The 23,722-nt window shown below is 72.9% G+C and carries 24 protein-coding genes; 7 read left to right on the top strand and 17 right to left on the bottom strand.

From position 1 onward, the window contains the following. Positions 1–104: 104 nt before the first annotated feature. Positions 105–713: a TetR/AcrR family transcriptional regulator gene (locus ACTEI_RS35490; protein WP_122981630.1), complete on the top strand. Its 609-nt coding sequence runs from the start codon at positions 105–107 to the stop codon at positions 711–713. A 101-nt stretch (positions 714–814) separates the two neighbouring features. On the opposite strand, the gene ACTEI_RS35485 is transcribed toward ACTEI_RS35490, so the two are convergent. Next, positions 815–2,239, bottom strand: coding sequence for a cellulose binding domain-containing protein (locus ACTEI_RS35485; RefSeq protein WP_122981629.1), 1,425 nt, complete (start codon positions 2,237–2,239; stop codon positions 815–817). A 230-nt stretch (positions 2,240–2,469) separates the two neighbouring features. Then, the gene (locus tag ACTEI_RS35480; protein WP_122981628.1) at positions 2,470–3,027 is read right to left on the bottom strand and encodes a TetR/AcrR family transcriptional regulator; all 558 of its coding nucleotides are present in this window, start codon (positions 3,025–3,027) and stop codon (positions 2,470–2,472) included. An 89-nt stretch (positions 3,028–3,116) separates the two neighbouring features. Between ACTEI_RS35480 and ACTEI_RS35475 the strand changes: the two genes are divergently transcribed. Next, positions 3,117–3,878: a dienelactone hydrolase family protein gene (locus tag ACTEI_RS35475; RefSeq protein WP_122981627.1), complete on the top strand. Its 762-nt coding sequence runs from the start codon at positions 3,117–3,119 to the stop codon at positions 3,876–3,878. Here the strand turns inward: ACTEI_RS35475 and ACTEI_RS35470 are convergent. From ACTEI_RS35470 to ACTEI_RS35420, 12 genes are all read right to left on the bottom strand, one after another. Further along, positions 3,866–4,216, bottom strand: a complete 351-nt coding sequence (locus ACTEI_RS35470) for a hypothetical protein (protein WP_122981626.1) — start codon at positions 4,214–4,216, stop codon at positions 3,866–3,868. The two genes, ACTEI_RS35475 and ACTEI_RS35470, sit on opposite strands and share 13 nt — an antisense overlap. A gap of 68 nt (positions 4,217–4,284) precedes the next feature. After that, entirely contained in the window at positions 4,285–4,437 is a 153-nt protein-coding gene (locus tag ACTEI_RS37610; RefSeq protein ID WP_164466240.1) for a hypothetical protein, read from the bottom strand. Continuing rightward, a complete protein-coding gene (wecB, locus tag ACTEI_RS35465; RefSeq protein WP_122981625.1) occupies positions 4,437–5,618 on the bottom strand; it encodes a non-hydrolyzing UDP-N-acetylglucosamine 2-epimerase in 1,182 nt (393 codons plus the stop codon). Before wecB ends, ACTEI_RS37610 begins: the two co-directional genes overlap by 1 nt. Before the next feature lie 39 nt (positions 5,619–5,657). Beyond that, a complete protein-coding gene (locus ACTEI_RS35460; protein ID WP_122981624.1) occupies positions 5,658–6,077 on the bottom strand; it encodes a hypothetical protein in 420 nt (139 codons plus the stop codon). A gap of 375 nt (positions 6,078–6,452) precedes the next feature. Then, positions 6,453–7,124, bottom strand: a complete 672-nt coding sequence (locus ACTEI_RS35455; protein ID WP_122981623.1) for a hypothetical protein — start codon at positions 7,122–7,124, stop codon at positions 6,453–6,455. 99 nt (positions 7,125–7,223) lie between these two features. Then, entirely contained in the window at positions 7,224–7,847 is a 624-nt protein-coding gene (locus tag ACTEI_RS35450) for a GTP-binding protein (protein ID WP_122981622.1), read from the bottom strand. Further along, positions 7,825–8,289, bottom strand: coding sequence for a DUF742 domain-containing protein (locus ACTEI_RS35445; RefSeq protein WP_122981621.1), 465 nt, complete (start codon positions 8,287–8,289; stop codon positions 7,825–7,827). The genes ACTEI_RS35450 and ACTEI_RS35445 overlap by 23 nt, the downstream gene beginning before the upstream one ends. Next, a complete protein-coding gene (locus ACTEI_RS35440; RefSeq protein ID WP_122981620.1) occupies positions 8,286–8,732 on the bottom strand; it encodes a roadblock/LC7 domain-containing protein in 447 nt (148 codons plus the stop codon). Before ACTEI_RS35440 ends, ACTEI_RS35445 begins: the two co-directional genes overlap by 4 nt. Further along, complete coding sequence (locus ACTEI_RS35435; protein WP_122981619.1) at positions 8,729–11,989, bottom strand: ATP-binding protein; 3,261 nt, start codon at positions 11,987–11,989, stop codon at positions 8,729–8,731. The genes ACTEI_RS35440 and ACTEI_RS35435 overlap by 4 nt, the downstream gene beginning before the upstream one ends. Continuing rightward, complete coding sequence (locus tag ACTEI_RS35430; protein ID WP_239082189.1) at positions 11,976–13,091, bottom strand: hypothetical protein; 1,116 nt, start codon at positions 13,089–13,091, stop codon at positions 11,976–11,978. Before ACTEI_RS35430 ends, ACTEI_RS35435 begins: the two co-directional genes overlap by 14 nt. 489 nt (positions 13,092–13,580) lie before the next feature. Beyond that, on the bottom strand, positions 13,581–15,251 hold the full coding sequence (locus tag ACTEI_RS35425) for a DUF885 domain-containing protein (protein ID WP_122981617.1): 1,671 nt from the start codon (positions 15,249–15,251) through the stop codon (positions 13,581–13,583). A gap of 43 nt (positions 15,252–15,294) precedes the next feature. After that, positions 15,295–16,353: a PHP domain-containing protein gene (locus tag ACTEI_RS35420; RefSeq protein WP_122981616.1), complete on the bottom strand. Its 1,059-nt coding sequence runs from the start codon at positions 16,351–16,353 to the stop codon at positions 15,295–15,297. Positions 16,354–16,673: 320 nt separating this feature from the next. Here ACTEI_RS35420 and ACTEI_RS35415 point away from each other — a divergent pair, with 320 nt between their 5' ends. Together ACTEI_RS35415 and mtnA are read left to right on the top strand one after the other, a co-directional pair. Further along, positions 16,674–18,527 carry a M48 family metallopeptidase gene (locus ACTEI_RS35415; RefSeq protein WP_122981615.1) on the top strand — a complete coding sequence of 618 codons (1,854 nt, stop codon included), beginning with the start codon at positions 16,674–16,676 and terminating at the stop codon, positions 18,525–18,527. 10 nt (positions 18,528–18,537) lie between these two features. Beyond that, a complete protein-coding gene (mtnA, locus tag ACTEI_RS35410; protein WP_122981614.1) occupies positions 18,538–19,536 on the top strand; it encodes an S-methyl-5-thioribose-1-phosphate isomerase in 999 nt (332 codons plus the stop codon). On the opposite strand, the gene ACTEI_RS35405 is transcribed toward mtnA, so the two are convergent. Genes ACTEI_RS35405 through ACTEI_RS35395 form a run of 3 tightly spaced genes read right to left on the bottom strand, consistent with a single transcriptional unit; the run spans position 19,511 to position 21,808 of the window. Beyond that, positions 19,511–20,083, bottom strand: a complete 573-nt coding sequence (locus ACTEI_RS35405; RefSeq protein ID WP_122981613.1) for a DinB family protein — start codon at positions 20,081–20,083, stop codon at positions 19,511–19,513. The genes mtnA and ACTEI_RS35405 overlap by 26 nt on opposite strands. A 42-nt stretch (positions 20,084–20,125) precedes the next feature. After that, entirely contained in the window at positions 20,126–21,112 is a 987-nt protein-coding gene (locus tag ACTEI_RS35400; protein ID WP_122981612.1) for a prephenate dehydrogenase, read from the bottom strand. Between the two features lie 42 nt (positions 21,113–21,154). Further along, the gene (locus tag ACTEI_RS35395) at positions 21,155–21,808 is read right to left on the bottom strand and encodes a M23 family metallopeptidase (protein WP_239082188.1); all 654 of its coding nucleotides are present in this window, start codon (positions 21,806–21,808) and stop codon (positions 21,155–21,157) included. 139 nt (positions 21,809–21,947) lie between these two features. Here ACTEI_RS35395 and ACTEI_RS35390 point away from each other — a divergent pair, with 139 nt between their 5' ends. The 3 genes from ACTEI_RS35390 to ACTEI_RS35380 all read left to right on the top strand — a co-directional run bounded on the left by ACTEI_RS35390 (position 21,948) and on the right by ACTEI_RS35380 (position 23,678). After that, positions 21,948–22,325 carry a hypothetical protein gene (locus tag ACTEI_RS35390; protein ID WP_239082187.1) on the top strand — a complete coding sequence of 126 codons (378 nt, stop codon included), beginning with the start codon at positions 21,948–21,950 and terminating at the stop codon, positions 22,323–22,325. Positions 22,326–22,707: 382 nt separating this feature from the next. Then, positions 22,708–23,223 (top strand): tRNA adenosine deaminase-associated protein, encoded by a 516-nt coding sequence (locus ACTEI_RS35385; RefSeq protein ID WP_122981610.1) that lies wholly within the window; start codon positions 22,708–22,710, stop codon positions 23,221–23,223. 26 nt (positions 23,224–23,249) lie between these two features. Continuing rightward, the gene (locus tag ACTEI_RS35380; RefSeq protein WP_239082192.1) at positions 23,250–23,678 is read left to right on the top strand and encodes a nucleoside deaminase; all 429 of its coding nucleotides are present in this window, start codon (positions 23,250–23,252) and stop codon (positions 23,676–23,678) included. Positions 23,679–23,722 lie beyond the last annotated feature (44 nt).

Raw genomic sequence — 23,722 nt, 5'->3', positions numbered from 1 at the left:
CGGCTCCTTCGGTAGTGCTTGCTGCACACAACTATCGACAGCGCTTTCCCAGTGTGCAAACTTTCTCGTTGGGAAGTGATGTACGTCGCCGGTACGCTCGGCGCATGAGCGCGACCACCTCCGAGCCCGAGCCCGGCCTGCGTGAGCGGAAGAAGGCGGCCACGCGGCAGGCCCTGCACGAGGCGTCGCTCCGCCTGGCGTTCGAGCACGGGCCGGACCGGATCACGGTCGAGGCGATCGCGGACGAGGCGGGCGTCTCCCGGCGTACGTTCTCGAACTACTTCGCCAACAAGGAGGAGGCGCTCTTCTACGGTGACCTGCAGCGGATGCGGCTGCTGGCCGGGATGGTCAGGGAACGGCCGGCGAGCGAGCCGCCGTGGGCCGCGCTGAGCGGGGCCGCCGAGAGCTTCTACCGCCGGCTCGGCGACCTCGACCCGGAGTGGATCGCGCGCAGCCGGATGGTGCGCCGGCACCCGTCCCTGGCCGCCGCGCAGGTGCAGACCTTCGCCGCGCTGGAGCGCGAGATCTCCGCGGCGGTCGCGGCCCGGGTGGGTCCGGGCGACCCCTTCGGCGTACGCGGACAGCTGATCGCCGCGACGTTCCTGGCCGTGCTGCGCGTCTCGCTGAACGTCTGGTTGGAGCGCCGACCCGAGATCAGCTTCTGGGACCTGGCCCGCGACTCCCTCGCCGAGGCCGGCCGCGGCTTCGCCTGATCCACCCGGCGCGCCAGCCGGCAGCCGGGCGCGAACGCGTACCGAAAAGGCGTGATCCCCGGGCGGCGGCCCGGGGATCACGCCTGTCGTGCGGTACTCGGCTACCCCTTGAAGCCCGCGAAGATCTTGGAGAACTCGAAGGCGGTCTGGCTGACGTTGGTGCACTGGAACAGGGCGCCGTTGCAGGCGTTCTTGTCCCGCTGCATCTCCCAGAAGGAGACGAAGCCGACGTGGTTGGCGGTGGCGAACGCGACCAGGTCCTTGGCGTCGCTCTGGGTGAAGGTGCCGTTGTCGTCGTTCTTGCCGATCATCGGGGTGACGCCGACCATCCGGAACGCCGCCGCGTCGCTGTTGCCGTAGAGCGACCGGATCTGGTCCTTGGTGGACGTGACCGCCTGGATCGCCAGATCGCCGTAGTCCTGCCCGGCGCGGCCGTAGTCCATCGCCATGATGTTGACCAGGTCCAGGTCGACGCCGGCGTTCCGGGCGGACTTGACCACGTTCAGGCCCTCCGCGGTCAGGCCCTCCGGCAGCACCGGCAGGGTCAGCGAGATCTTCAGGCCCGGGTTCGCCTTCTGCAGCGCGGCGAGCGCGGTCGAGCGGCGGTTGATCGAGGCGGTGTCCGCCGCGGCCGCGCCCTCGATGTCCAGGTCGATGTACTTGAGCTGGTACGCGTCGATCACGGCCTGGTACTCGGCCTGCAGCGCGGCGGTCGAGGTGCACGCCTGGGCCAGCTCGACGCCGGTCGCGCCGCCGAAGGAGACCTTGACGTCGCCGCCGGCCGCGCGGACCGCGTTGATCTGGTCGGCGAACTGCTTCTGCCGCGGGTCGAAGGCGCCGAACCAGCTGGCCTTGCAACCCGCGCCGGTGACGAAGGCCAGGCTGAACGACTTGACGTCGCCGCCGGCGGCCAGCGCGGACAGCGTGCCGCCATTGGACAGCATGCCCATGTCGACGTACGGGGCGACCAGCACTCCGCTGCCCGAGCCGGCGCCGGGCGCGCTGGTCGCGGTGGGCGCCGCGGTCGCGGTGGCGGTCGGCGCGGTCGCGGTCCGGGTGGCGGTGGGCGCCGTGGTCGCGGTCCGGGTGGCCGTCGGCGCCGTGGTCGCGGCGCCGCCGGCGGTGCAGGACGCGCCGTTGATCGTGCAGCTCGTCGGGTCGCCCTTGCCGTTGACCACGAAGCCGAAGTCGACGGTGCCGCCGGCCGCGATGGTGCCGTTCCAGGCCGCGTTCCGCGCCGTCCCCGTGGAGCCGCTGGTGGTCACCGTGGCGTCCCATGCGGTGCCCAGCTTGGCGGTCGGCGGCAGGTCGAAGACCAGCTGCCAGCCCTGGACCGCGGCGCCGGTGCCGTTTTTGATCGTGTAGTGCGCCTGGTAGCCGCTGCCCCAGTCGCTGTCCTTGGTGAAGCTGGCGGTCAGGCTGCCCGTGCTGCCGGTGGTGGCAGCGACCGCCGCGCCGATCCCGCCGCCGACCGCGAGCACCGCGGCCGAGGAGTAGATGGCGAGCCGCAGACGGCTGCGTTGCATGGGAGGACTCCGATCACGGGGGATTGCGACGGAGCCGATTGTGGTGCGGGACCGCCTTAACGATCTCCGGGGCCAGCCTTAAACATCCTTAAAAGCCGCTCCGTGCCGGGTCGGTCACGGGGCCTGGAATCGACGCACGGTCCGGCTCCCCCGGGCACCGCGCCGAGGCCAGCCTCAAGATTCACGCCTGCGGTTTCACCCGACGGGCCGGGCCGGCCGCTGCGGGCCGGTCACCGGGTCGCCAGGCCACCGATGAGCAGGGCCAGCTGCCGGCGCCAGGCGTGCGGCTCGGTGGCGTGCCGGTTGACCCCGGCGTTCGCCATCATCACCAGCCACAGGTCGTTGCGGGTGAAGTCGGGGCGCAGCCGGCCGGCCCGCTGCGCCCGGGTCAGCACGTCCACCGCGCGTTGCTGGGCGGCGGCGCGCAGCGCGGCCAGCCGCTCGTCGTCGTCGAACGCCGTGGTGACCAGCAGCTCGGCCAGGCCCCGGTCGGTGGCCTGCAGCTCGCACACCCGGCTCAGGTAGCCGAGGAATCCGGCCCACGGGTCGGGGTGCTCGCACGCCTGGTCGGCAAGGCGGATCGCGACGGTCATGTGGCCGGCGAAGACCTCGGCGATCAGGTGCCGGCGGCTGGGGAAGCGGCGGTACAGCGTGGCGTTGCCGACCCCGGCCCGCCGGGCGATCTCGTCCAGCGAGGCGTCCAGGCCCTGCTCCGCGAAGACCTCGCGAGCGGCGGAGAGCAGGGCCGCTCGGTTTCGGCGGGCATCCGCACGCAGCCGGGTGGCCATGCGCCACAGAATACGACGTTCCGGTGGGAATGCCGCCGCGCGATGCTACGGTCGCCCCGATCATGACCGATCGTTGAGGGGATGCGCTGATGCAGCGGACGTCGATCGATGTCCCGGCCGCGGACGGCCCGGCCGACGCGTACTTCGTCACACCGGACGGCCCCGGGCCGTACCCGGGAGTTTTGCTGTTCATGGACGCCTTCGGCGTCCGCCCGCGGCTGCGTGAGATGGCCGACCGGATCGCCGAGCGCGGGTACGCGGTCCTGCTGCCCAATCTGTTCTACCGCGATCAGCGCAGCCCGCTGGTCGAGCCCGCCGAGCTGACCGACGCGGACAGGCGGGGTGCGGTGTTCGGGCGGCTGGTGCCGATGATGCAGACGCTCACGTCCGCGCGGCTGGTCGCGGACACCACCGCCTACCTGGACTTCCTCGCCGCGCAGGACGGTGTCGCGGCCGGGCCGGCCGGGATCGTCGGGTACTGCATGGGCGGCCGGAACGCGCTGATCGCGATGTCCGCGCTGCCGGACCGGATCGCGGCGCTGGGCAGCTTCCACGCCGGCCGGGTGGTCACCGAGGAACCGGACAGCCCGCACCGCGCGGTCGGCTCGATCACCGGTGAGGTCTATTTCGGACACGCGGACAACGACGGCTCGATGACGCCGGAGCACGTCAAGGCGCTGGAGACGGCGCTGGCGGAGGCCGGGGTGAGGTACACGTCGGAGCTGTACGAGGGCGCACCGCACGGCTTCACCATGTCGGACACGGCGATGTACCACCCGGAGGGCGAGCGCCGGCACTGGGCGGCGCTGTTCGCGCTGCTGGACCGGGCGCTGCCGGCTCAGCCGGCGTAGAGCCCCGGGAAGAAGCGGTCGATCGCGGTCACGTCGTAGACGTGGCGTACCTCGGTGATCAGGTTGTCCTGGATCGCCAGGAACTCGACCAGCCGGGCCGGGCCGAACGGCGCCGCCAGGTCGTAGACCAGCGCGGCGCCGTCCACCGCGTCGGTACGGGCCGCCACCCGGACGCCGTCGGCGAACGCGGCGATCCGGTGCAGCACCTGCAGCAGCTCCTCGTCGTCGACCGGGGCGTCCAGGTTCCACTCGGTCTCCACGTCCGGGGTGAGCAGCCGCCTGGCGGCGGCCGGGTCGTCCGAGGTCCAGGACCGGACCCAGAAGTCCACCACGTCCACTTGTCTCCTCCGTAGTGCCATGACGGCGGCCGCCGCCCGAGCCGGGCGGCGACCGGTGTGCGAGCGGGTCAGCCGTTCAGCGCCGAGCCGGCGCCGGGACCGCCCCTGCCGGTCCGGACCGCGGTCGTGGTGGTGGCGTCGGCCTGCACGGTGCCGAGGCCGGCGGCGGCCGCGCCGCCACCGGCGAGCGGGGCACGCCGGGTGAGCTTCGAGGTGCGCATCAGGCCTGGGTTCCGATCCGGGCGGCGGAGGGGACGGGCATGGCTTCCGGGGATGGTGCGAGGCCGAGCAGGGCCGCGGTGGCCTGGGCGGTGCGCGCGGCGGCCCGGCCGTCGCCGTACGGGTTGCCGCCGGCCGTCATCGCGTCCCGCCGGGCCGGGCTGTCCAGCAGCGCGGACGCCTCGGCGAGAAGCGCCGCGGGGTCGGAGCCGACCAGCGTGGCGCGGCCGGCGTGCAGCGACTCGGCCCGCTCGGTGACGTCCCGCAGCACCAGGGCCGGGACACCGAACGAGGGCGCCGCCTGCTGGATGCCGCCCGAGTCGGTCAGCACCAGGTAGGCCTCGGAGAGCAGCCGGGTCAGGTCCGGGTACGGCAGCGGGTCGGTGACCGTGACCCGTTCCACCCCGGCCAGCACGGCGTCCACCCGCGCCCGGACCGCCGGGTGGGGATGGCTGGGCAGCACCACGTCGATGTCCGGGTACCGGGCGATCAGCTCGCGGACCGCGCCGAGGATCCGGTCCAGCGGCTCGCCCCAGGACTCCCGGCGGTGTGCGGTGAGCAGGAGCAGGCGGTTGGCGCCGGCGGCGCGCGCGGCGGCGACGACCGGGTTCTGGTACGGCAGCTTGCGGGCGGCGACCGCGAGCGCCGCGTCCACCACGGTGTTGCCGGTGACCAGCACGTCGCTCGCCGGGATCCGCTCGTCGAGCAGGTTCATCGCGGCCAGCGGGGTGGGCGCCAGGTGCAGGGCGGTGACCTGCGCGACCAGGCGGCGGTTGTCCTCCTCCGGGAACGGCGAGGCCAGGTCGCCGGAGCGCAGGCCGGCCTCCAGGTGCACCACCGGGATCCGGCGCCAGAACGCGGCCAGCGCGCCGGCCAGGCTGGTGGTGGTGTCGCCCTGGACGATCACGGCGGCCGGGGTGCGTACCGACCAGAGCTCGTCGAGCTGCTGGATCATCGCGGTGAGCGGCTCGGCACGGGTGCCGGTGGCGCGCTCGACGGTGAGGGTGATGTCCGGCGCCAGGCCGAACGCGGCCAGCGCCTGGGTGACCATCGCCGGGTGCTGACCGCCGGCCAGCATGACCGGCGCGAGCAGGCCGGCTTCGCGGAAGGCGAGGACGACCGGGGCGAGCTTCACGGCCTCCGGGCGGGTGCCGCCGATCAGGTGGACTTCGCGAAGGGACAAGGGGAGCCTTCCTGCGCTGCTTCGGGGTGGGAGGTGGGGTCAGGCGGTCCGCAGCAGGAGCGGCTCCTCGGCGAGGCGCCCGGCCCGGTGCGCCAGCACCCACACCCGGCCGGGGAACGTGGTGACGATCAGCCGGATGCCGAGGCTCGCGCGCAGCGCCGACCAGGTGCGCAGGACCGGCAGCGGATGGCCGGACACCAGGCCGAGGGTGCCGGTCAGCGAGAGCAGGATCGTCAGCACCGTGTTGACGGCCACCGCCTCCTCGCTCAGCGCCGGCATGATGATCCGGAAGCGCTCCGCTCTGCCGTCCCCGCCGGCCAGGGCCCGGTTCACGACCGTGGCGCGGTGGGCGCCGACGTAGCGGACGGCGAACCGGACCGGGACGACGGTGGAGAGGGGCCGGGCGAGCAGGACCGCGTAGCCCGCGACCGGGATCAGCCAACCGTCCGATGCCGACATCGCAGCCCCCGTCCATGTCACTGTTCGTAGAAGTCCGGGAGCACGATGGGCCGCGGTCGCGGACGTAATAGGACATTACGGAGCTACTGAGCGTCACTCAAGATCGATGGTTCCAACGGAGTCGCAGACCGCCCGAATGGCCTATGCCAGACATCTCACACGGTGCCTCCAGGCCGAAACCGGGCATGACTTCGCCTTTTGCGGTGCGAGCGGATGCCTCCCCAGGGTGGCTGTCACGTCGCGGAGAGTAGTTATACGAGAGGGAATGATGCGACTACGGAGACTGGTGATCCGGGTGCCCGGGTCCCGGCGCGGCGCGCACCGGGCGTACGAAAAAGGCGGCCGCCGAAGCGACCGCCGTTCTCGTTGGCCGGGTCACGCCCCGGCGTCGTCCAGCAGGCTGGGATTGTCGCGCAGCATCGCCGCCAGCCGGCGGGCCGCCAGCTCGGTCTCCTCCGGAGGCCCGGCCTGGAACGGGACCGGCTTCGGCATCGGCTCGCGGAACCCGGTCGGCTCGGCGTGCGGCGCGGGATATCCGGGCCGGTGCGGCGGCACCGGGGGCGGGGAGTACGCCGCCGGGGGTGGCGCCGGGGGCGGGGAGTACGCCGCCGCGGGTGGCGCCGGCGGCTGCGGACTCACGAACGGCCGCTCCGCGGTGGGCGGCTCGGCGGCGTAGTCGTAGTCCGTCGGGCCGAACCGGTCCTGGTCGTCGTGGCTGCCCCGCGGCGGCGGCTCCGGATCGTCCAGATTGATCTCGAAGTCGGCGTGCTTGTGCCCCTCGGCGGCCGGGCGGTCGGCCACCGGGCGGTCGGCCCGCACCTGGACGGTGCCGTCGGCGAACGCGAAGTGCAGCAGCACCGGATCGCCGGCCCCCTCGACCCCGACGGTGACGCCAAGGTTCGGGTGCCGGGCCACCACCCCGGCGATGGCCTCGACCAGCTCGGTCACCGCGGGTGGGGTGCCCGGACTCTCTCCGGCCGCGGCCCGCCGCCGGAGCTCGTCGCGACGGGCAAGCTTGTCGAGCGCGTCGTCCAGTCCGCCTCGCACGTCACCGTCCTCATTCCTCGCACGGTCGACCGGTACCCCACTGTGCCCTCCCACGGGCCCGTTTGGGAATGCTGTGAACCGGACGACTCGCCGGACACCCTACGACTTCATCCGGATGGCCTTGTCGAGAGCCTGGTCGAGCACGACGAGCAGGGCATCCCGGACGGAGGCGCGGAACCGGGCGTCGTACGAGATGACCGGCACGTCGTCGCGGACCGCGAGCGCCCAGCGCACCTCGTCCAGGCTGTAGCCCATCTGCCCGTTGAACGTGTTCACGCCGACCACGAACGGCAGGCCGGCCCGCTCGAAGTAGTCGACCGCCGGGTAGCAGTCGTCGATGCGGTTGGTGTCCACCACGACCAGCGCGCCGAGAGCGCCCTTCACCAGGTCGTCCCACATGAAGGCGAACCGGGTCTGCCCCGGCGTGCCGAAGATGTAGAGCTTCAGCGTCTGGTCGATGGTGAGCACGCCGAAGTCCATCGCGATGGTCGTGGTGGTCTTCAGGGTGGCCTGACCGGGATTGTCGATGCCGACCGACTCGGAGGTCATCTCGGCCTCGGTGGTCAGCGGCGAGATCTCCGAGATGGCGCCGACGGTCGTCGTCTTGCCCACCCCGAAGCCGCCGGCCACGATGATCTTTACCGGTACCGGCGCTTTCTTGGGCGCGGCGCCCGGTATGCGCGCGGTACCGACGACGCGGTTAGCTGATGGATCGAAGTCCACGGATCACTCGCATGATGGTCTCGGGGTCAGGGGTGTCGTTGGCCAGCACGTGAACGTCCACCTGGCCGGCGGCGCGCAGGTCGCCGACGAGGATCTGGGTGACGCCCAGGTGCAGGCGCAGGCGTGCGGAGATCTCGGCTACCGAAATCGGACTCTCCTCCAGGAGAGACACGATCGCCCTGGTTTCCGGTGAAAGCCGGGACGGCGGCGCGCCGGGCACCACCGTCACCTGAGTCTCCATACCGATGTCGGGGTCGCCTCCATCGGTCCGCCCGGCCGTGATGACGAACGGGCGCAGAGTGTTGGTCTGTGCCTCGACCGGCGGGTTCTCCCCGGTAGGGGTGTAGCCGCCGGCCGAGTGCTTCGGACCGGATTGCAGGAAGGGCCGGACTCCGGGGCGCGCCGGAGGTACCGGTTCGTCGGCGGGGTCCGGGTACGTCATTGCTGGACGGCGTTCTTCAGCTCGGCGATCAGGCGCGGGCTCAGGGCGCCGCCGGCCCGGGTGGCGAAGAGCGTCATCTCGTACGCCAGGGTGCCCAGGTTCGCGCTGCGGTCGGCGATCACGCCGAGCACCGAGCCGGCGCTGATCGCGGTGACCAGCAGGTAGCCGTCGGCCATGTCGATGATGACCCGGTTCAGGGCGCCCAGGCGGTACCAGCTCGCGGCGCCGCCGGCCAGGCTGGTGAGGCCGGACACGACGGCCGCCAGGCGTTCGGCGTTCGGCCGGTCCTTGATCGCGGACATGGCCATCAGCAGACCGTCCGAGGAGACCGCGATGGCTTCGATCACGCCCGCGGTTCCGGACGTGAAGGAGTCCAGCAGCCAGTTGAAGGTTTTGGCTTCGGCGCTGAGCTGACCTTGCGCGGTGGGGTAGGGGGAAGTCATCGCGGTTGTCCCTCGGGTTGTGGCTGAGTTTCATTCAGGGCGAGTGCGACGCCGTACTCGAACTGATCCATCAGAGCTCGGGCCGCCTCCGGGTCCAGCTGGGCCGGAGCCGGCGGGGCGATCGGACGGTTCGGCTCGTCCCGCGGCAGGGTGGCACCCGGCACGCGACGAGTCAACGGAGCGCCACCACCGGACGGCGGGGGCGGGGCCGGCACGGCGGCCGGAGCGGGGGCGTCCCACTCCGACGACCGGGCCGGCTCGGGCGCCGGGACGTTCCACTGGGGCGTGGTCGTCTCGGGCGCCGGCACGTTCCACTGCGGGGCGGCCTCCGGAGCGGTACGCGGCGCCGGCACGTTCCACCCGACGGGCTCGGCGGCCGGCTCCGGGGCCGGGGTGTTCCACTGCGCCGGCTCGGCGGCCGGGGTGGCGGCCTGCGCCGGCTCGGCGGCCGGCACGTTCCACTGGCCGCCGGAGAAGTCCGGCGCCGGCAGCGACGTGCTGGTCTCGTGCGCCCGGGTGACACCGGCCTCGAACGCGTCGAAGGCGGCGCGGGCGGCCAGCGCGTCGTCCTGGGACGGGGCCGCGGCGTGCTGCTTGGGACCGGGGTCCACCGGCAGCTGGCTGCCCGGCACCCGGCGCCGCAGCGGCTTGTTGCCGCTGCTCGGCGCGATCACCGGGGCCTCGGCGACCGGCCCGGGAGGCGGGGTGCTCCGGTCCGGGACGCCGGCCGAGGCGGCCGGCGTGTCCACGGCCGGGCTGCCCCACGGCTCGGCCGCCGCCGGGGTGTTCCAGCCGCCCTCGGCCGCCGCCGGGGTGTTCCAGTTGGTGTCCGCCGCTGCCGGGGTGTTCCAGTTGGTGTCCGCCGCCGCCGGGGTGTTCCAGGCCGGGGCGGCCGGCAGCGCCGGCTCGTTGCCCCAGGCGGCCGGTCCGGCGGCGGGCAGCTCGGGCAGCGCGGCCGGGACCCGGCCGGCGACCGGGATGCCGCTGTTGTAGGCAAGTGCCGGGTCCGGCTGGCGGTACGGCGCGGCCGGCTCCTGGTACGCCACGCCCGGCGAGTACACCGGCTCGGCGTCGTAGACCGGCTGGCCGGCGTACGGGTCGTCACCGGCCGGCGGGGTCGCCGCCGGCGCGAACGCGTTCCACGACGGGACCGACTCCAGCGTCTGCGTGGCCCGGTTCAGCACGTTCGGGTCGAACGGCTGCTGGCTGCCCGGCACCGTGCGGATCGCGGTGCTGGCGATGGCCACCTCGGCGGTGTTGCCGCGCAGCGCGCCGCTCATCACGTCGGGCATCGCCGGGATCTGCGGCGCCACCGGGGACGACGGCACCGCCGGCGGGGCCGGGGCGCCCGCGGCGACCAGGCTCTCCACCCGGCCGATCAGGTGCTGCGGGCTCAGGTCGACCCAGGCGGTGAGACCGCCGTCCGGGGTGTCGGTGAGGGTGATCTCGATGCCGTGCCGGCGGGCCAGGCGGCCGACCACGAACAGACCGAGCACCTCGGTGGGGGCCAGGTCGAGCCGCTCACGGCGGGTCAGTCGCGCGTTCTCCTCGGCCAGCCGCTCCGGGGCGAGACCCAGGCCGTGGTCGATGATCGCGAGACGGGCACCGCCGCGCAGCTCCTCCGCGCTGACCGTGACGGTGGTGTGCGGCGGGGAGAACGTGGTGGCGTTCTCCAGCAGCTCGGCGAGCAGCAGCGTGAGGTCGGCCAGGATGGCCGGCACCACGACGATCTCCTCGGGGACCTCCACCTCGACACGGGTGTAGTCCTCGATCTCACCGAGCGCCAGACGTACCACGTCGGACAGCGGCAGCGGCGCCATGTGCTCGTTCGCGCCGGCCCCACCGGAGAGCACGACCAGCGCGGACGCGTTCCGGCGCAGACGGCTGGACATGTGGTCCAGGCGGTACAGCTCGCGCAGGCGGTCGCTGTCGGTCTCCCGGCGCTCCAGCGAGTCGATCAGCGACAGCTGGCGGCCGACCAGGTTCTGGGTACGCCGGCCGACGTGGCCGAACATCTGGGCGACGTTACGGCGGCCGAGCACCTGGCGCTCCACCAGCCGGGCGGCGGTGGTCTGCACCCGGTCGAACGCGCGGGCCAGGTCGCCGATCTCGTCCTGGGCCTCGACGTCGACCGGGTCGAGCCGGATCGGGCGTACCTGGGCCTCGGACTCGTCGTCGGCCACCCGCTCCAGCTCCGCCTCGGCGGCGCGGGCGATGCGGTCGGCGGAGAGGGTCAGACGCCGCAGCGGGCGGGCGACCGCGCGGGCCATGAAGATCGAGAGGGTGACCACCAGGATCAGCAGCAGCAGCGCGCCGCCACCGACGATGGTCGCCTGCTGGATGGCGCTGTCCCGGTTCTCGTTCACCGCGACGTCCACGTCCTTGGCCACGCGCTTCTCGACGAAACCACCGAGAACCATGACCGATTCCAGCGACGGGAACAGCGTCCGGATGTTCAGGCTCCGCAGGGCCTTGGTCGGGTCCTGCGCCAGCAGGGCGGTGAACTCCGAGCCCACCCGGGACTGGAACGCGTCCTGGGTGCTCAGGTAGAGCTTGTACTGCGACTCGGTGAAGTACGGCTTCGACGACGTGATGATCGACTGGATCTGGCTGAACGACTGGCTGAACAGCGTCAGCAGCTGAGTGGCGCCCCGGCGGGTCGGCGCGTCCTTCGACCGGCTCAGCACCGCGGCGGTAACCAGGTAGCACGAGGCCTGGCTGATCAGGTCGTCGGAGAGCATCGACCGTTCGAGGGCGAAGACCTGCTGGCCGACCGCGGTGGTCAGGTCGGCGTGGCTGGCCAGGCTCAGCCCGTCCACGATCGGCGTGATCACGTTGGTGTAGTCGGTGACGATGTCCTGCGGCTGGATCAGCTTGTTGAGCACGTTCTGCCGGGTGCTGTTCAGCTTGGTGGCCAGGATGACCGCGCGGCGCAGCCCCGGCGGCAGGTCGCCGCCCTCCTCGGTGTCGAGCAGCTCGGCGACCTTCTCGCTGCTCTCCGCGGCCTGCACCACCAGGGTGGGCTGGTCCACCAGGCCCAGCCGGTAACCCACCGAGAGCAGGCGCTCCTCCTGGAGCTCCAGGATGGCGGTGCTGACCCGGCTGGCCAGCTGGACGCTGTCGGAGGTCTTCTGGGCGGTGCTGGCCGCGTCGGCACGGTTGTAGATGATCGGCACCGTCAGGGCGAGCACACCCACCAGCGGCACGAGCACCAACAGGGCCAGTTTGCCCAGGATGCGGAACTTACCGAAGAGCACCGGAACGCTCCCGCCCGCCGCCGTAGTTGGGGACCTCGCCGTAGTGGGGGGCCGAGTCGTACGAGCCGCCGCCGTACGGGTTGCCGTTGGCGCCGGCGGCCTGGACCGAGACGTCCCGGCTGCGGCTCTCGGCCGGCTGCTCGGCCGGCGTGGCGTGCGCCTGCCGGGCCCGGCCCCGGGTCCAGAAGGCGGCCAGCGCGATCAGCACGAGCGCGACGGCCAGCAGGCCGAACGCCTCGAAGCGCTGGTAGTTCAGGCGGTCCATCCGGTCCTCGAGCAGGGTGGACATCTCCTTGAGCACCACCGTCGAGAGCGCGCTGAGCGCCGTCTGCAGGCTCGACTGCGCGGTCACCAGGGTGGACACGTTGGGCTTGCCACCGAGGTTGGCGCCACGGTTGGCGGCCTCGACGCCGCGGCGGAACGAGTCGAGGTTGCTCACCAGGTTGCCGCTGAGCGTGCCGCTGTCGGTGTCCTCGACCGCCTCCTGGAGGTTGTCGGTGAGCTCGGCGGTGCTCTCCTGGACCTGCAACGCCTGGTAGCCGAACCGGACGGTCAGGCTCTGGGTCTGCGCGCGGCCCCGGGCCGCCGCGGTCATGTTGGCCAGGTCACCCATCCGGCTGACGGCGGTGACCGCCTCCGGCATGTCAACCGCCACGGTCTGCTGCAGGAACGAGATGTCGCTCTCCGGGTCGCGGGCGAGCGCCGAGTTCTCCCGGATGGTGTCGTACAGCTCCAGGGTCAGGTCCGCGGCCTCGATGTGGGCCTGCAGGATGGTCTCGGCCGAGCCGGTGACCTTGGGCAGCTTGGCGATCTTGTCCTTCAGGTCGGTCCAGCGGCTGGTGGTGCCCAGCTCGTCACCGTAGCGCTGGTCGGCGCCCTGCACCCGGGCCACCGCCGCGGTCACCGAGGCCGGCTCCGCGAAGACGCCCTGCAGGGCCGAGGACTGCGACTCGGCGAGCGAGGTCACCAGCGCCGACATCGCGGAGAGGTACTCGATGCCGTGCAGTTCCAGCTGGGTGTTGTCGCGCTGCTTCGAGTTCTCTTGCAGGACCCGCAGGAACAGGCCCGCGGCCGGCAGCAGGACCAGAACCGTCAGCACCACCGCGAGGGCGGAGCGTAAACGGGTTCGCCGGCTGTTCACCGAGACTGACATTGCTTTCGTCCTCCGCCATGCACACACGCGATGGGCCATTGGGGGCTACTGAACGTAGCCATGCGGGCGCACCGATCTGGGTCAATCTATCCGAGAAATCCTCAAGAAACCCCTTTCCAAGGGTCAGAGTTCGCTCGGCTGATCGGGGGATACGCAGCACCGCCGACCGCGCTGTACCCGCAGCGGGAGGGCGATGGGGGAGCCCGGTCCGCGCAGGTTTCCTCAGCGTCGTGACAAGTGCCGGGCAGATGGTATCGGTAGCGCGGACGAGACGTGAATATGAGTTCTACTTCGGATTCGTTACGTCTTGGGCGCAGTGCCGCCCACGCAAAGTGCCTCAACAATTACGGAAAGGCACGGAAATACTTTGGGTAGCGGCAGCAACACGAGATCTTGGACCTCTCCGTCCCGTTTTCGGCACGGAGAGGCCCGAATGACTCAAATTCTGGCGAGGGCCTTCCGCAGCGGGTCCAGACCGAGCGAGCCGAGGTTCAGCGCGTCCCGGTGGAACGTCTTGAGGTCGAAGTCACTGCCCTTGCGCTGCTTCGCCTCGTCCCGCGCCTGCAGCCAGATCCGTTCACCGACCTTGTACGACGGCGCCTGCCCCGGCCACCCCAGGTACCGCTTCCACTCGAAGCGCAGCACCTCCTCGGGCACCCGGGTGTGCCCGCGCAGGAACTCCCAGCCCAGCTCCGGTGTCCACCGCTCGCCCGGGTGGAAGCCGAACGGGTTGTCCCGGGGGATCTCCAGCTCCAGGTGCATGCCGATGTCGACGATGACCCGCGCCGCACGGAGTGCCTGGGCGTCCAACATGCCGAGCCTGTCGCCCGGATCGGTGAGGTAGCCCAGGTCGTCCATCAGGCGCTCGGCGTACAGCGCCCAGCCCTCGCCGTGCCCGGAGCACCAGGACAGCAGCCGCTGCCAGCGGTTGAGCGTGCCGGCCCGGAGCAGGCTCTGGCTGACCTGCAGGTGATGGCCGGGCACCCCCTCGTGGTACACGGTGGTCACCTCCCGCCACGTGGAAAACGTCTCCTGGCCCTCCGGCACCGCCCACCACATCCGCCCCGGACGGGAGAAGTCCTCGCTCGGACCGGTGTAGTAGATGCCGCCGTCGCTGGTCGGGGTGAGGCAGCACTCCAGCTTCAGGGCCGGCGGCTCGATGTCGAAGTGCACGCCGTTCAGCTCGCTGATCGCCCGGTCGGAGAGCCCCTGCATCCAGTCGCGGAAGCGCTCCTTGCCCGCGATGTTGCGGGCCGGGTCGGCGTCCAGCGCGGCGACCGCCTCGCCGAGGGTGGCCCCCGGGCCGGCGATGGCCCCGGACACCGCCGTCATCTCCCGCTCCAGGCGGTGCAGCTCCTCGAAGCCCCACAGGTAGGTCTCCTGCTGGTCGACCTTCGCGCCGAGGAAGTACTGCGAGGCCAGGGCGTACCGCTCCGGACCGGCGGCCTGTTTGTCGCGGCCGCGCGGGGCCAGCTCGTCGCGCAGGAAGCGGCCGAAGTCCGCGGTGGCCGTGGTGGCCGCGGCGGCTCCCCGGCGCAGTTCGGCGGCGAGGGCGCCGGTCGCGTCCAGCCGGTCGGCCAGGCCCTGGAAGAAGTTGTCCCGACCCGGGTCGGTCCACGCGTCGCACTGCTCGGCGACCGCCACCAGCTGCGCCCGGGCACTGATCAGGCCCCGGTCGGCGCCGTCCAGCAGGGTGCGGCGGTAGCCCTCGAGCGCGCCCGGGAGGGCGTTGAGCCGGGCGGCGATGTTGGCCACCGCCTGCTCGCCCTCGGTCGGCATCACGTCGAACGCCATCCGGATCTCGTGCAGGCCGCTGGAAATCACGCTGACGTCGGTGGCGGTGTAGCCGGCGTCGTGGCGAGCCAGCTCCAGGCCGAGCCGCTCCATCATCGCGTCCTTGGCGACCTGCTCGGACTCGTGCTCCGGCTCCAGCAGATCGAGGTCGTTGACGGTACGGCGGACCAGCTGCGCCCGGGCCGCGAAGCCCTCCGGCGAGAGGTCGTCGGTCTTGTCGTCGTAGCCCGAGATGCCGGCCGCGGTGGCGCCGGTCGGATTCAGCTCGGCCCATTCGTCGACGTATCGGTTGGCGAGTTCGTCAATCTGTCCCACCGCCCGACCCTATGAGATGTTCCGGCCCTTGGGGCGGCCGAATTCAACCGTGTGCGCCGGTCCAGTCCAGCAGGCGGTCGGCCGGCCAGGTGTTCACCACCCGATCGGGGCCGACCCCGCACAGCGCCGCCCGCTCGCAGCCGTGGCCCAGCCAGTCCAGCTGGCCCGGGGCGTGCGCGTCGGTGTCGATGCTGAACCGGCAGCCGGCCTCGACCGCGACGGTCAGCATCCGCTTCGGCGGGTCCAGCCGGTCCGGCCGGGAATTGATCTCCACGGCCTTGTCGTGCTCGACGCACGCGGCCAGCACCTCGTCCAGGTCGAAGGTGCTCGGCGGGCGGGTCCGCACGGACCGGTGCGCGGCGTCGCCGGCCCCGGCCGCGGCCACCTTGCGCCCGGTCATGTGCCCCAGGATGTCCAGGTGCGGGTTGGCGATCGCGGCCAGCATCCGCCGGGTCATCCGGGCCGAGTCGTCGCGCAACCTGCTGTGCACCGAGCCGACCACCACGTCCAGCCGGGCGAGCAGCTCGTCGGACTGGTCCAGCGAGCCGTCCTCCAGGATGTCCACCTCGATGCCGGTGAGGATCCGGAAGCCGGCGGGCAGCTGCTCGTTCAGCCGTGCCACGTGGTCGAGCTGGCGGCGCAGCCGGTCGGCGGTCAGGCCCCGGGCCACGGTGAGCCGCGGCGAGTGGTCGGTGAGCACGAAGTACTCGTGACCCAGCTGCGCCGCGGCCAGCGCCATCTCCTCGATCGGCGAGCCCCCGTCCGACCAGTCCGAGTGCACGTGGCAGTCGCCGCGCAGCGCCTCCCGCAGCGCCGCCGCGGCGGCCGGCAGGTCGGCGCCCTCGGTGCTGAGCAGCCGGCGCAGGTAGACCGGCTCCTGCCCGGCCAGCGACTCGCTCACGCAGCGGGCGGTCACCTCGCCGACCCCCGCCAGTTTCGCCAGGGTGCCGGCTTGGGCCCGCTCGACCAGCTCCTCGTGCGGCGTCCCGGCCACCGTCGCGGCCGCCGACCGGAACGCCCGCACCCGGTAGGTCGCCTCGTTCGCCCGCTCCAGCAGGAACGCGATGCGCCGCAGGTCGGCGACCGGGTCACGGGATGCCATGCCGCCCAGACTAGGCCGGATCAGCCGGGAGAGGCCCGTACCGCGCGACGCGCCCGCGCGAACTCGCGCGCCCGCCCACCCCAGCCCCGGCGCGAAGGCCGGGTGCGGCACCGACCGCCGCGCCGCGGACACCGGGTCGTCCCGCGCCTGGTCGCCCGGCGCCGGATCGATCCCGGGCAGGCGGCGGAACGGCCACGCCGGGATCGGCCTTCCCGGAGGTCCGGGCGCGTGTCACAGCGGGCTTGCTCAATAAAGATTCACATCGGTATCGTCCCTGCGCCGCCGGTGGGCCCGGGGGCATCCAGGGGGAGAAGAACGCGATGCCCACTGCGCTGCGCGCGGTTGTCTCGGTCGTCATGCTGGCCGGTTTCTATCTGCTCGGACTGCTCCAGCTGGCGCTGGTGGGCTGGTTGATCTTCGAGATCTGGCAGCACGCGCACGGCGTCGGCGCGGCCAAGCTGAGCTATCTGCTGATCGCCGCGGTCGCCGCGGTGCTGGCCGGCCTGTGGCGGGCGGTCCGGGCCAGGCCCGGGCACCCGCACGGCCTGATCGTCACGCCGGAGCAGGCGCCCGAGCTGTGGCAGCAGGTCCGCGGCCTGGCCGCCGAGGTGGGCACCCGGGCGCCCGACGAGATCCGGCTGGTCCCCGAGGTGAACGCCGCGGTCAGCGAGGACACCAGGCTGCTCGGCCTGATCGGCGGGACACGCCGGCTCTACATCGGCATGCCGCTGCTGCAGACGTTCGACGTGGACCAGCTCCGCGCGGTGCTCGCCCACGAGCTGGGGCACTACTCCGGCGCGCACACCCGGCTGTCCGCGGTCACCTACCGCGGCCGCCTGGCCATGCACGAGACCCTCGACCGGGTCGGCAGGTGGAACGTGTTCGGCTGGGTCTTCAAGGCCTACGGCTGGTTGTACCAGCTGGTCAGCAACGCGGTCGCGCGTCGCCAGGAGCTGGAGGCCGACCTGGCCTCGGTGCGGCTGGCCGGGGTGGACGCGGCGGTCTCCGCGATGCGGGAGCTGCCGGTGGTGGACGCGGCCTGGGACCTCTACTTCGGACGGTACATCGCCTACGGCTGGGAGCTCGGGTACGCGCCGGACGACGTGTTCGGCGGCTTCGCGCAGCTGTACCGGGCCCGGACCGACGAGCTGGCCCGGATGCGCGACCGCGAGCCGTCCGACGAGACGTCACGCTGGGACAGCCACCCGGCGATCGGCGAGCGGATCGCCGCGATGCGGGGCGCGCCCCGGACCCCGCACGCGGTGGACGCCCGGCCGGCCACCGTGCTGCTGCCCGCCGTCGAGGCGGCCGGGATGGCGCTGCAACACGAGGTCGTCGATTTCGGTACGCGTACCGTGCTGCCCTGGGCCGACTTCACCGCCGCGTCGATGACCATGATGATGCAGCACCGCGCCGACCGGGTGTTCCGCAGCGCGGCCCGCCTCGCCGGTGTTCCGCAGGCCGGGCTGGCCGAGGTGTTCGCCCTGGTCGAGGCGGGTCGGCTGGGTGAGCTGGCGGCCGAGTTCCTGCCCGGGTCGCCCCGCCACGAGGCGGCCGCCGGGTTCGCCGGCGTGATGGACGACCTGCTCGGGCTGGCCGCGGTGCGCTCCGGCACGGCCCGCTGGCAGCACTCGTGGTCGCGGCCGGCCCGACTGGTCGACCGCGACGGCGAGGGCGTCGACCTCACCGAGATCGCCAAGCTCGCCGTCGCGCCGGAGACCCTGGACGAGGCCCGGGCCCGCCTGGCCGAGCGGGGCGTACGGGTGGAGAACGCCACGGTGGTGCAGACCCGGGCGACCGGTCAGGGCGCCGCCGTGCTCGGCGCGCTGCCGAACGTCAAGGTGGACGGTGCCGCGCACGCCGACCTGATCCTGCTCAGCAAGGGGTTCGTCTTCGTGCCGGCACCCAAGTCGACCGACGGCGGCGAGAAGCGGGTGGCGGCACTGCTGAGCGCCACCGCGCCGGCCGAGCTGGCGGCCCGGTACCGCTACGTCGCCTTCGAGGAGATCGCCACCGTGCGGATCGACCGGGAGGTGCCGGTCAACGCGGCCCTGCTGCTGCACGACGGCCGCACGGTCGGCGTCCAGGAGCGCTGGACCGCCGACAAGGTCGGCAAGAGCGACGACGTGCTGCGCGAGATCCTGACCGGGCTGCGCGTCCGGGGCGATCGGTAGTCTTCGATCCATGCGAACCATTGACTGGGTGGACGGCGCCGTCGAGATCATCGATCAGACCGCGCTGCCCGAGGACCTTCGAGTGCTGCGCCTGCACACGGTCGGCGAGCTGATCGCGGCGATCCAGGCACTGGCGGTGCGCGGCGCGCCGGCCCTGGGGGTGGCCGGGGCGTTCGGCGTGGCTCTCGCCGCCCGGGTGCACGCGGACGATCCGGCGGCGCTGGCCCAGGCCGTACATCGGATCGAGACCGCCCGCCCGACGGCGGTGAACCTGGCCCGCGGCGCCCGCCGCGCCGCCCGCCTGCTGCCCGCCGGGCCGGCGGCCGTGCTGGCCGAGGCCTGCGCGATCCGGGACGAGGAGGTCGCGGCGTCCGAGGCGATGGCCGCTCTCGGCGCGGACCTGGTCGCCGAGCTGTGCGGCGCCCGGCCGCGGCTGCTGACCCACTGCAACACCGGCGGCCTGGCCACGGTGGCCACCGGCACCGCGCTCGGCGTGATCGGCGAGCTGCACCGCCGGGACGCGCTGGGCGCGGTGATCGCCAGCGAGACCCGGCCGCTGCTGCAGGGTGCCCGGCTGACCTCGTGGGAGCTGAGCCGATGGGGTGTGCGGCACCGGGTCGCCGTCGACTCGGCCGGCCCGTTCCTGATGGCTCGTGGCGAGGTGGACGCGGTGATCCTGGGCGCCGACCGGATCTGCGCCAACGGCGACGTGATCAACAAGATCGGGAGTTACTCGCACGCGCTCGGCGCGCGGCGGGCCGGGATCCCGTTCCTGGTGGTGGCTCCCGAGTCGACGGTCGACCCGGACACCCCGACCGGCGCGCACGTCGAGATCGAGGACCGCGGCGCGGCCGAGGTGACCGCGTGGAGCGACGCGGTCAACCCGGCCTTCGACATCACCCCGTCCGACCTGGTCACCGCGATCGTCACGGACCGCCGCGTGATCCGGGTCGACCGGGGCGAGACCCCCGCCGCACCGAGCTTCAGCCCTCCTTCGACCAGGGCTTGAGCCACGGCGTCGCGGGCCAGCCCTCCGCGGCGGCCATCAGCGGGAACGCGGTCGCCCCGTCGATGCCCTCGCGGATGATGTCGGCGTGCCCGGTGTGCCGGGCGGTCTCCTGGATCAGGTGCAGCAGGACCCAGCGCAGGGTGAAGCGCTCCAGGTCGGGGCGGTTCCACGGCACCGAATGGTCGACCGGGACCCCGAAGTCGAGGTCGCCGATGCCGGCGACCGTCTTCGCGGTCTCCGCGGCGACCCGGTCGTAGCGGGCGAAAAGCTCCTCGACGGTCTCGCCGTCGGCGAGCCGGAAGGCCTCCTGGTACGCCGCGAAGTCCGGCGCCTGGCTGCCGCCGCGCATCGTGGCCAGCCAGTTCTCCTCGGTGGACGCGCAGTGCTTGATCAGCCCACCGACGCTGAGCGCTCCGGCGGCCGGGGTGGCCCGCAGCTGCTGGGGGGTGAGGCCGTAGGCGGTGAGCTTGAGCACGTAACGCATCTGGGCGAGGTAGTCGAGCAGCCCCTGCTGCTCGTCGGGGATGGCTCCGACCTGACCGGGCATGCCGACTCCTGCGGTGTCGTGGTTTCTCCGTCGGCAACCACGCTAGGCGGGATAGCGGTCAGTTTCCGGCCGCATGATGCGGATCTCGCCCGCGCCGACCGCGGTCACCCAGCCGCCGGCCCGGCCCAGCGCCAGCAGCGTGTGCGCGGCCCCGGCCGCCCGGTCCGGCGCGGGGGCCGGCGGCCAGGGCAGCCGCTCCGGCAGGCCCGGGCCCGGCGGCCAGGCCCGCCGGAGCCCGGCGGCCGGGCGGAGGTAATCGAGCAGCGCGGCCACCGGATCGCGGGCGTCCAGGACGACCCGCAACTGTTCCAGATCGTGCAGCACGTGACCGAGCTCGCGGCCGACCTCGCCGGCGTTGCCGCCGCACATGGCCGCGGTCAGCTCGGGCCGGGTGGCCGCGACGCGCGAGCCGTCCCGGAACGACCCGGCGGCCAGCGCCCGGTTGAGCGGGCTTCCGGCCAGCCGCCATGCCAGGGCGGCGGCCAGCAGGTGCGGCACGTGGCTGATCGCCGCGACCGCGTTGTCGTGCTCGGCCGCGGTGATCGGCAGCACCCGCGCTCCCAGCTCGGTGTAGAGCCGGGCCAGGGTCAGCCAGTCGTCCAGGTCGGTGTCGTGCGGTTCCACGCAGAGCACCCAGACGCAGCCGGCGAACAGCTCCGGGTCGGCCGCGGCGAACCCGGACGCCTCGGTGCCGGCCATCGGATGGCCACCGACGAAGCGGCGCACGCGGTGCTCGCCGGCCAGGGCCCGGACCGGGCCCTTCACCGACGTCACGTCGGTGACCAGGCCGTCGTAACCGGCGAGGTCGGCGAGGACCCGCGGCAGGACCGGCAACGGTACGGCGGTGACCGCGACCTCGGTGCCGGCCACCGCGCCCGCGGCGGTGTCGAGCACCCGGAAGCCCGCCGCCCGGGCCATCTCCCGGGTGGCCGGCTCGGCGTCGTGACCGGTCACCTCGTGGCCGGCCGCCGCGAGCGCGCGCAGCAGCGAGCCGCCGATGAGTCCCAGGCCGATGACCGCGATCCGCACCCCCTGGTTATAGACGCCACGGCCGGGAGCGGTCAGCGCGGGTCAGGCCTTGCAGCCGTGCTTCTTCCGCCACGCCTTGACGGCCGCGACCGGGCTCTTCTGCCCGCCCTTGCGCCACGACTTGAGGTACGGGTACGGCCAGACCACGCCGCGCCGCACCGTCCAGTCACCGACCCTGGCGCACGCCGGGGAGATGCCGTAGTGCAGGTGACAGACGCCGCTCGCGTTGCCGGTCCTGCCGACCTTGCCGATCTGCTGACCGACCTTGACCCGGACACCCTTCTTGATGCCCTTGGTGACCGACTTCAGGTGCGAGCCGTAGTACCGGACGCCGTCGTCGCCGAGGATCGACACGAACAGGCCGCCGTTGTACGGCCCGTCCTTGCCTTTGCGGTACCGGTCGGTGCGGCTGATCTCCAGGACCACCCCGGTGGTGGTCGCCACGACCTTGGAGCCGCAGGCCGCGAAGATGTCGGTGGCCCGGTAACCGGAGTGGGTCTCGTGCCAGGAGACGTTCTTGGCGGCGACCGGGAAGGCGTATCTCCTGGCGCTCGCCGCCGTGGCGGCCGTGTCGAGCGTCGTGACGGCGGCGACCGGCGTGGTGGCCACGGCCGGCGCCGCGGCGCCGGGACCGGCGGTCGAGCCCGGCCCGCCGGTGGCGGCGCAGCCGGACAGCAGCACGCCGGCGACGGTCAAACCCGAGAGGGTACGGAGCAAACGCACCGCGCCATCCTGGCAGACCCGCCCCGCTCGGTGCGCAGCCGTACCGATGTCCCGCCGGATACGCTGCATGAAGGCGCGCGTGTCGCCGAAGTCGCGGACGGAGAGGACCGAGATGGCCGACCGGCAGATCACCTGGCCCGCCCCCGCGCAGCCGGGGCCGCCCCCGCCACCGGCCCTGCCGCCGGGTCTGCCGCCCCGGCCGGTCTACCGGGAGTCGCACCCGATCGGTGTCGGTCCGGTGCTCAGCGGCCTCGCGGCGGGCACGCTGTGGCTGGTCCTGTTCGGCAGCCTCGGCCACGACCTCGCGTCGTACGCCTGGTGGACGATCCTCGCCGCGGCCGTCGCCTGGCTGGCCGCCCTGGTCCTCACCCTGGTGGGGGACCGTGGCGTGGCGCTCGGGGTGGCCTGTGTGAGCGGGCTCGGCCTGTCCATCGCGCTGGGCTTCGTGACCGCCCGGTGGGTCGGCACGTTCGACTTCCCGTTGTGGTGATTGTCCGCTTCTGCCCTGTGGCCGACGCCACGCTCCGAACGGTGCCGGTCGCCCTGCGCACCGGGTCGGCCGAACTGCGAATGGGCCCTTGACGAACGCCGGACGGGTCGGCACTCTCGGCACCATGGCCCCCTCACCGCAGCGGCTCGACGCGGATCGCTGCCGTCGCCGTCTGGAACTTCTGGCGGCTCTGGCCCACGCGAAATCGGTGCGTGAGTCGGCGCCCCCGCAACGGGTACGCGGTATGCGTCTTCGCGAGCTGATTGCCACCCGTCGCCGCGCGGTGAACTGATCTCGTTCGGACAAAGGGCGTGGCGCGTCGCACCCGCCGCCCCACCCGCTACCGTCAGGCGCTGAGGATAAGAACCGCGTTGGGGGAATCGTGTCGATTTTCGCTGCCGCTGTCGCCCGGGGCAAGCACGGGTGGACTGCGTCGGAGCTGGACCTCTCTGGGCTGGCCGACATCGACGAGGTGGTGGATGCGCTCCGGGATGTCGAGCCGGACGCCGGACTGGCGCTGCTGTTCGTCGAGAGCGACGACGAGTACCTCGCCATCCTGCGCCTGGACGAGGGTGAGGACCTGCGGGTCTTCGGGTCGGACTCGGCCTTCGCCGAGGAGTCCCGGATCGGATCGGTGCTGCTCGGCGAGGTGGAGACGCCCGCTCTGGGGGTCGACGACCTGGCCGCTCGTGACGGCGAGGACGAGGAGGACCGGCCCGCCGTCGACCCGGACGCCGATCCGGTCGGCGACGCGGAGCTGCTCAACGACCTGGGCGTGAACGCGCAGCGGCTGCTCGCCCTGTGCGGCATGGAGGGCATGCTGCCCTCCGACATCACCGCCGAGATCTGCCAGAAGATCGGGTGCGGCGACGAGATGGAGGAGCTGCGCGAGGCGTGATCCGGCGCGAGCGGCACGAGCGGTGGATGCGGCGGGCGCTGTCGGTCGCCTCCACGTCGCCGCGGGACGTGCCGGTCGGCGCGGTCGTCCTCGGCCCGGACGGCGCCGAGCTCGCGGCGGCCGGCAACGAGCGCGAGCTGACCGGCGATCCGACCGCGCACGCCGAGGTGCTGGCGCTGCGCCGGGCCGCGGCGGCGGTGGGCGAGTGGCGGCTCGACGGGTGCACCCTGGTGGTCACCCTGGAGCCGTGCACGATGTGCGCGGGCGCGCTGGTGCTGGCTCGGATCGCCACCGTGGTGTTCGGCGCGTGGGAGCCGAAGACCGGCGCGGTCGGCTCGCTGTGGGACGTGGTCCGCGACCCCCGGCTCAACCACCGCCCCGAGGTCTACGGGGGCGTGCTGGACGACGAGTGCGGCGACCTGATGCGCGGGTTCTTCCGGGACCGGGACGCTTGACGCCCGCTCCGCGAGGCGCCGGCCCGCCGGGCCGGCGCTCCGCG

It is taken from the genome of Actinoplanes teichomyceticus ATCC 31121, assembly GCF_003711105.1.
GTDB lineage: Bacteria > Actinomycetota > Actinomycetes > Mycobacteriales > Micromonosporaceae > Actinoplanes > Actinoplanes teichomyceticus.
This window is presented reverse-complemented; position numbering and strand designations above follow the sequence as displayed.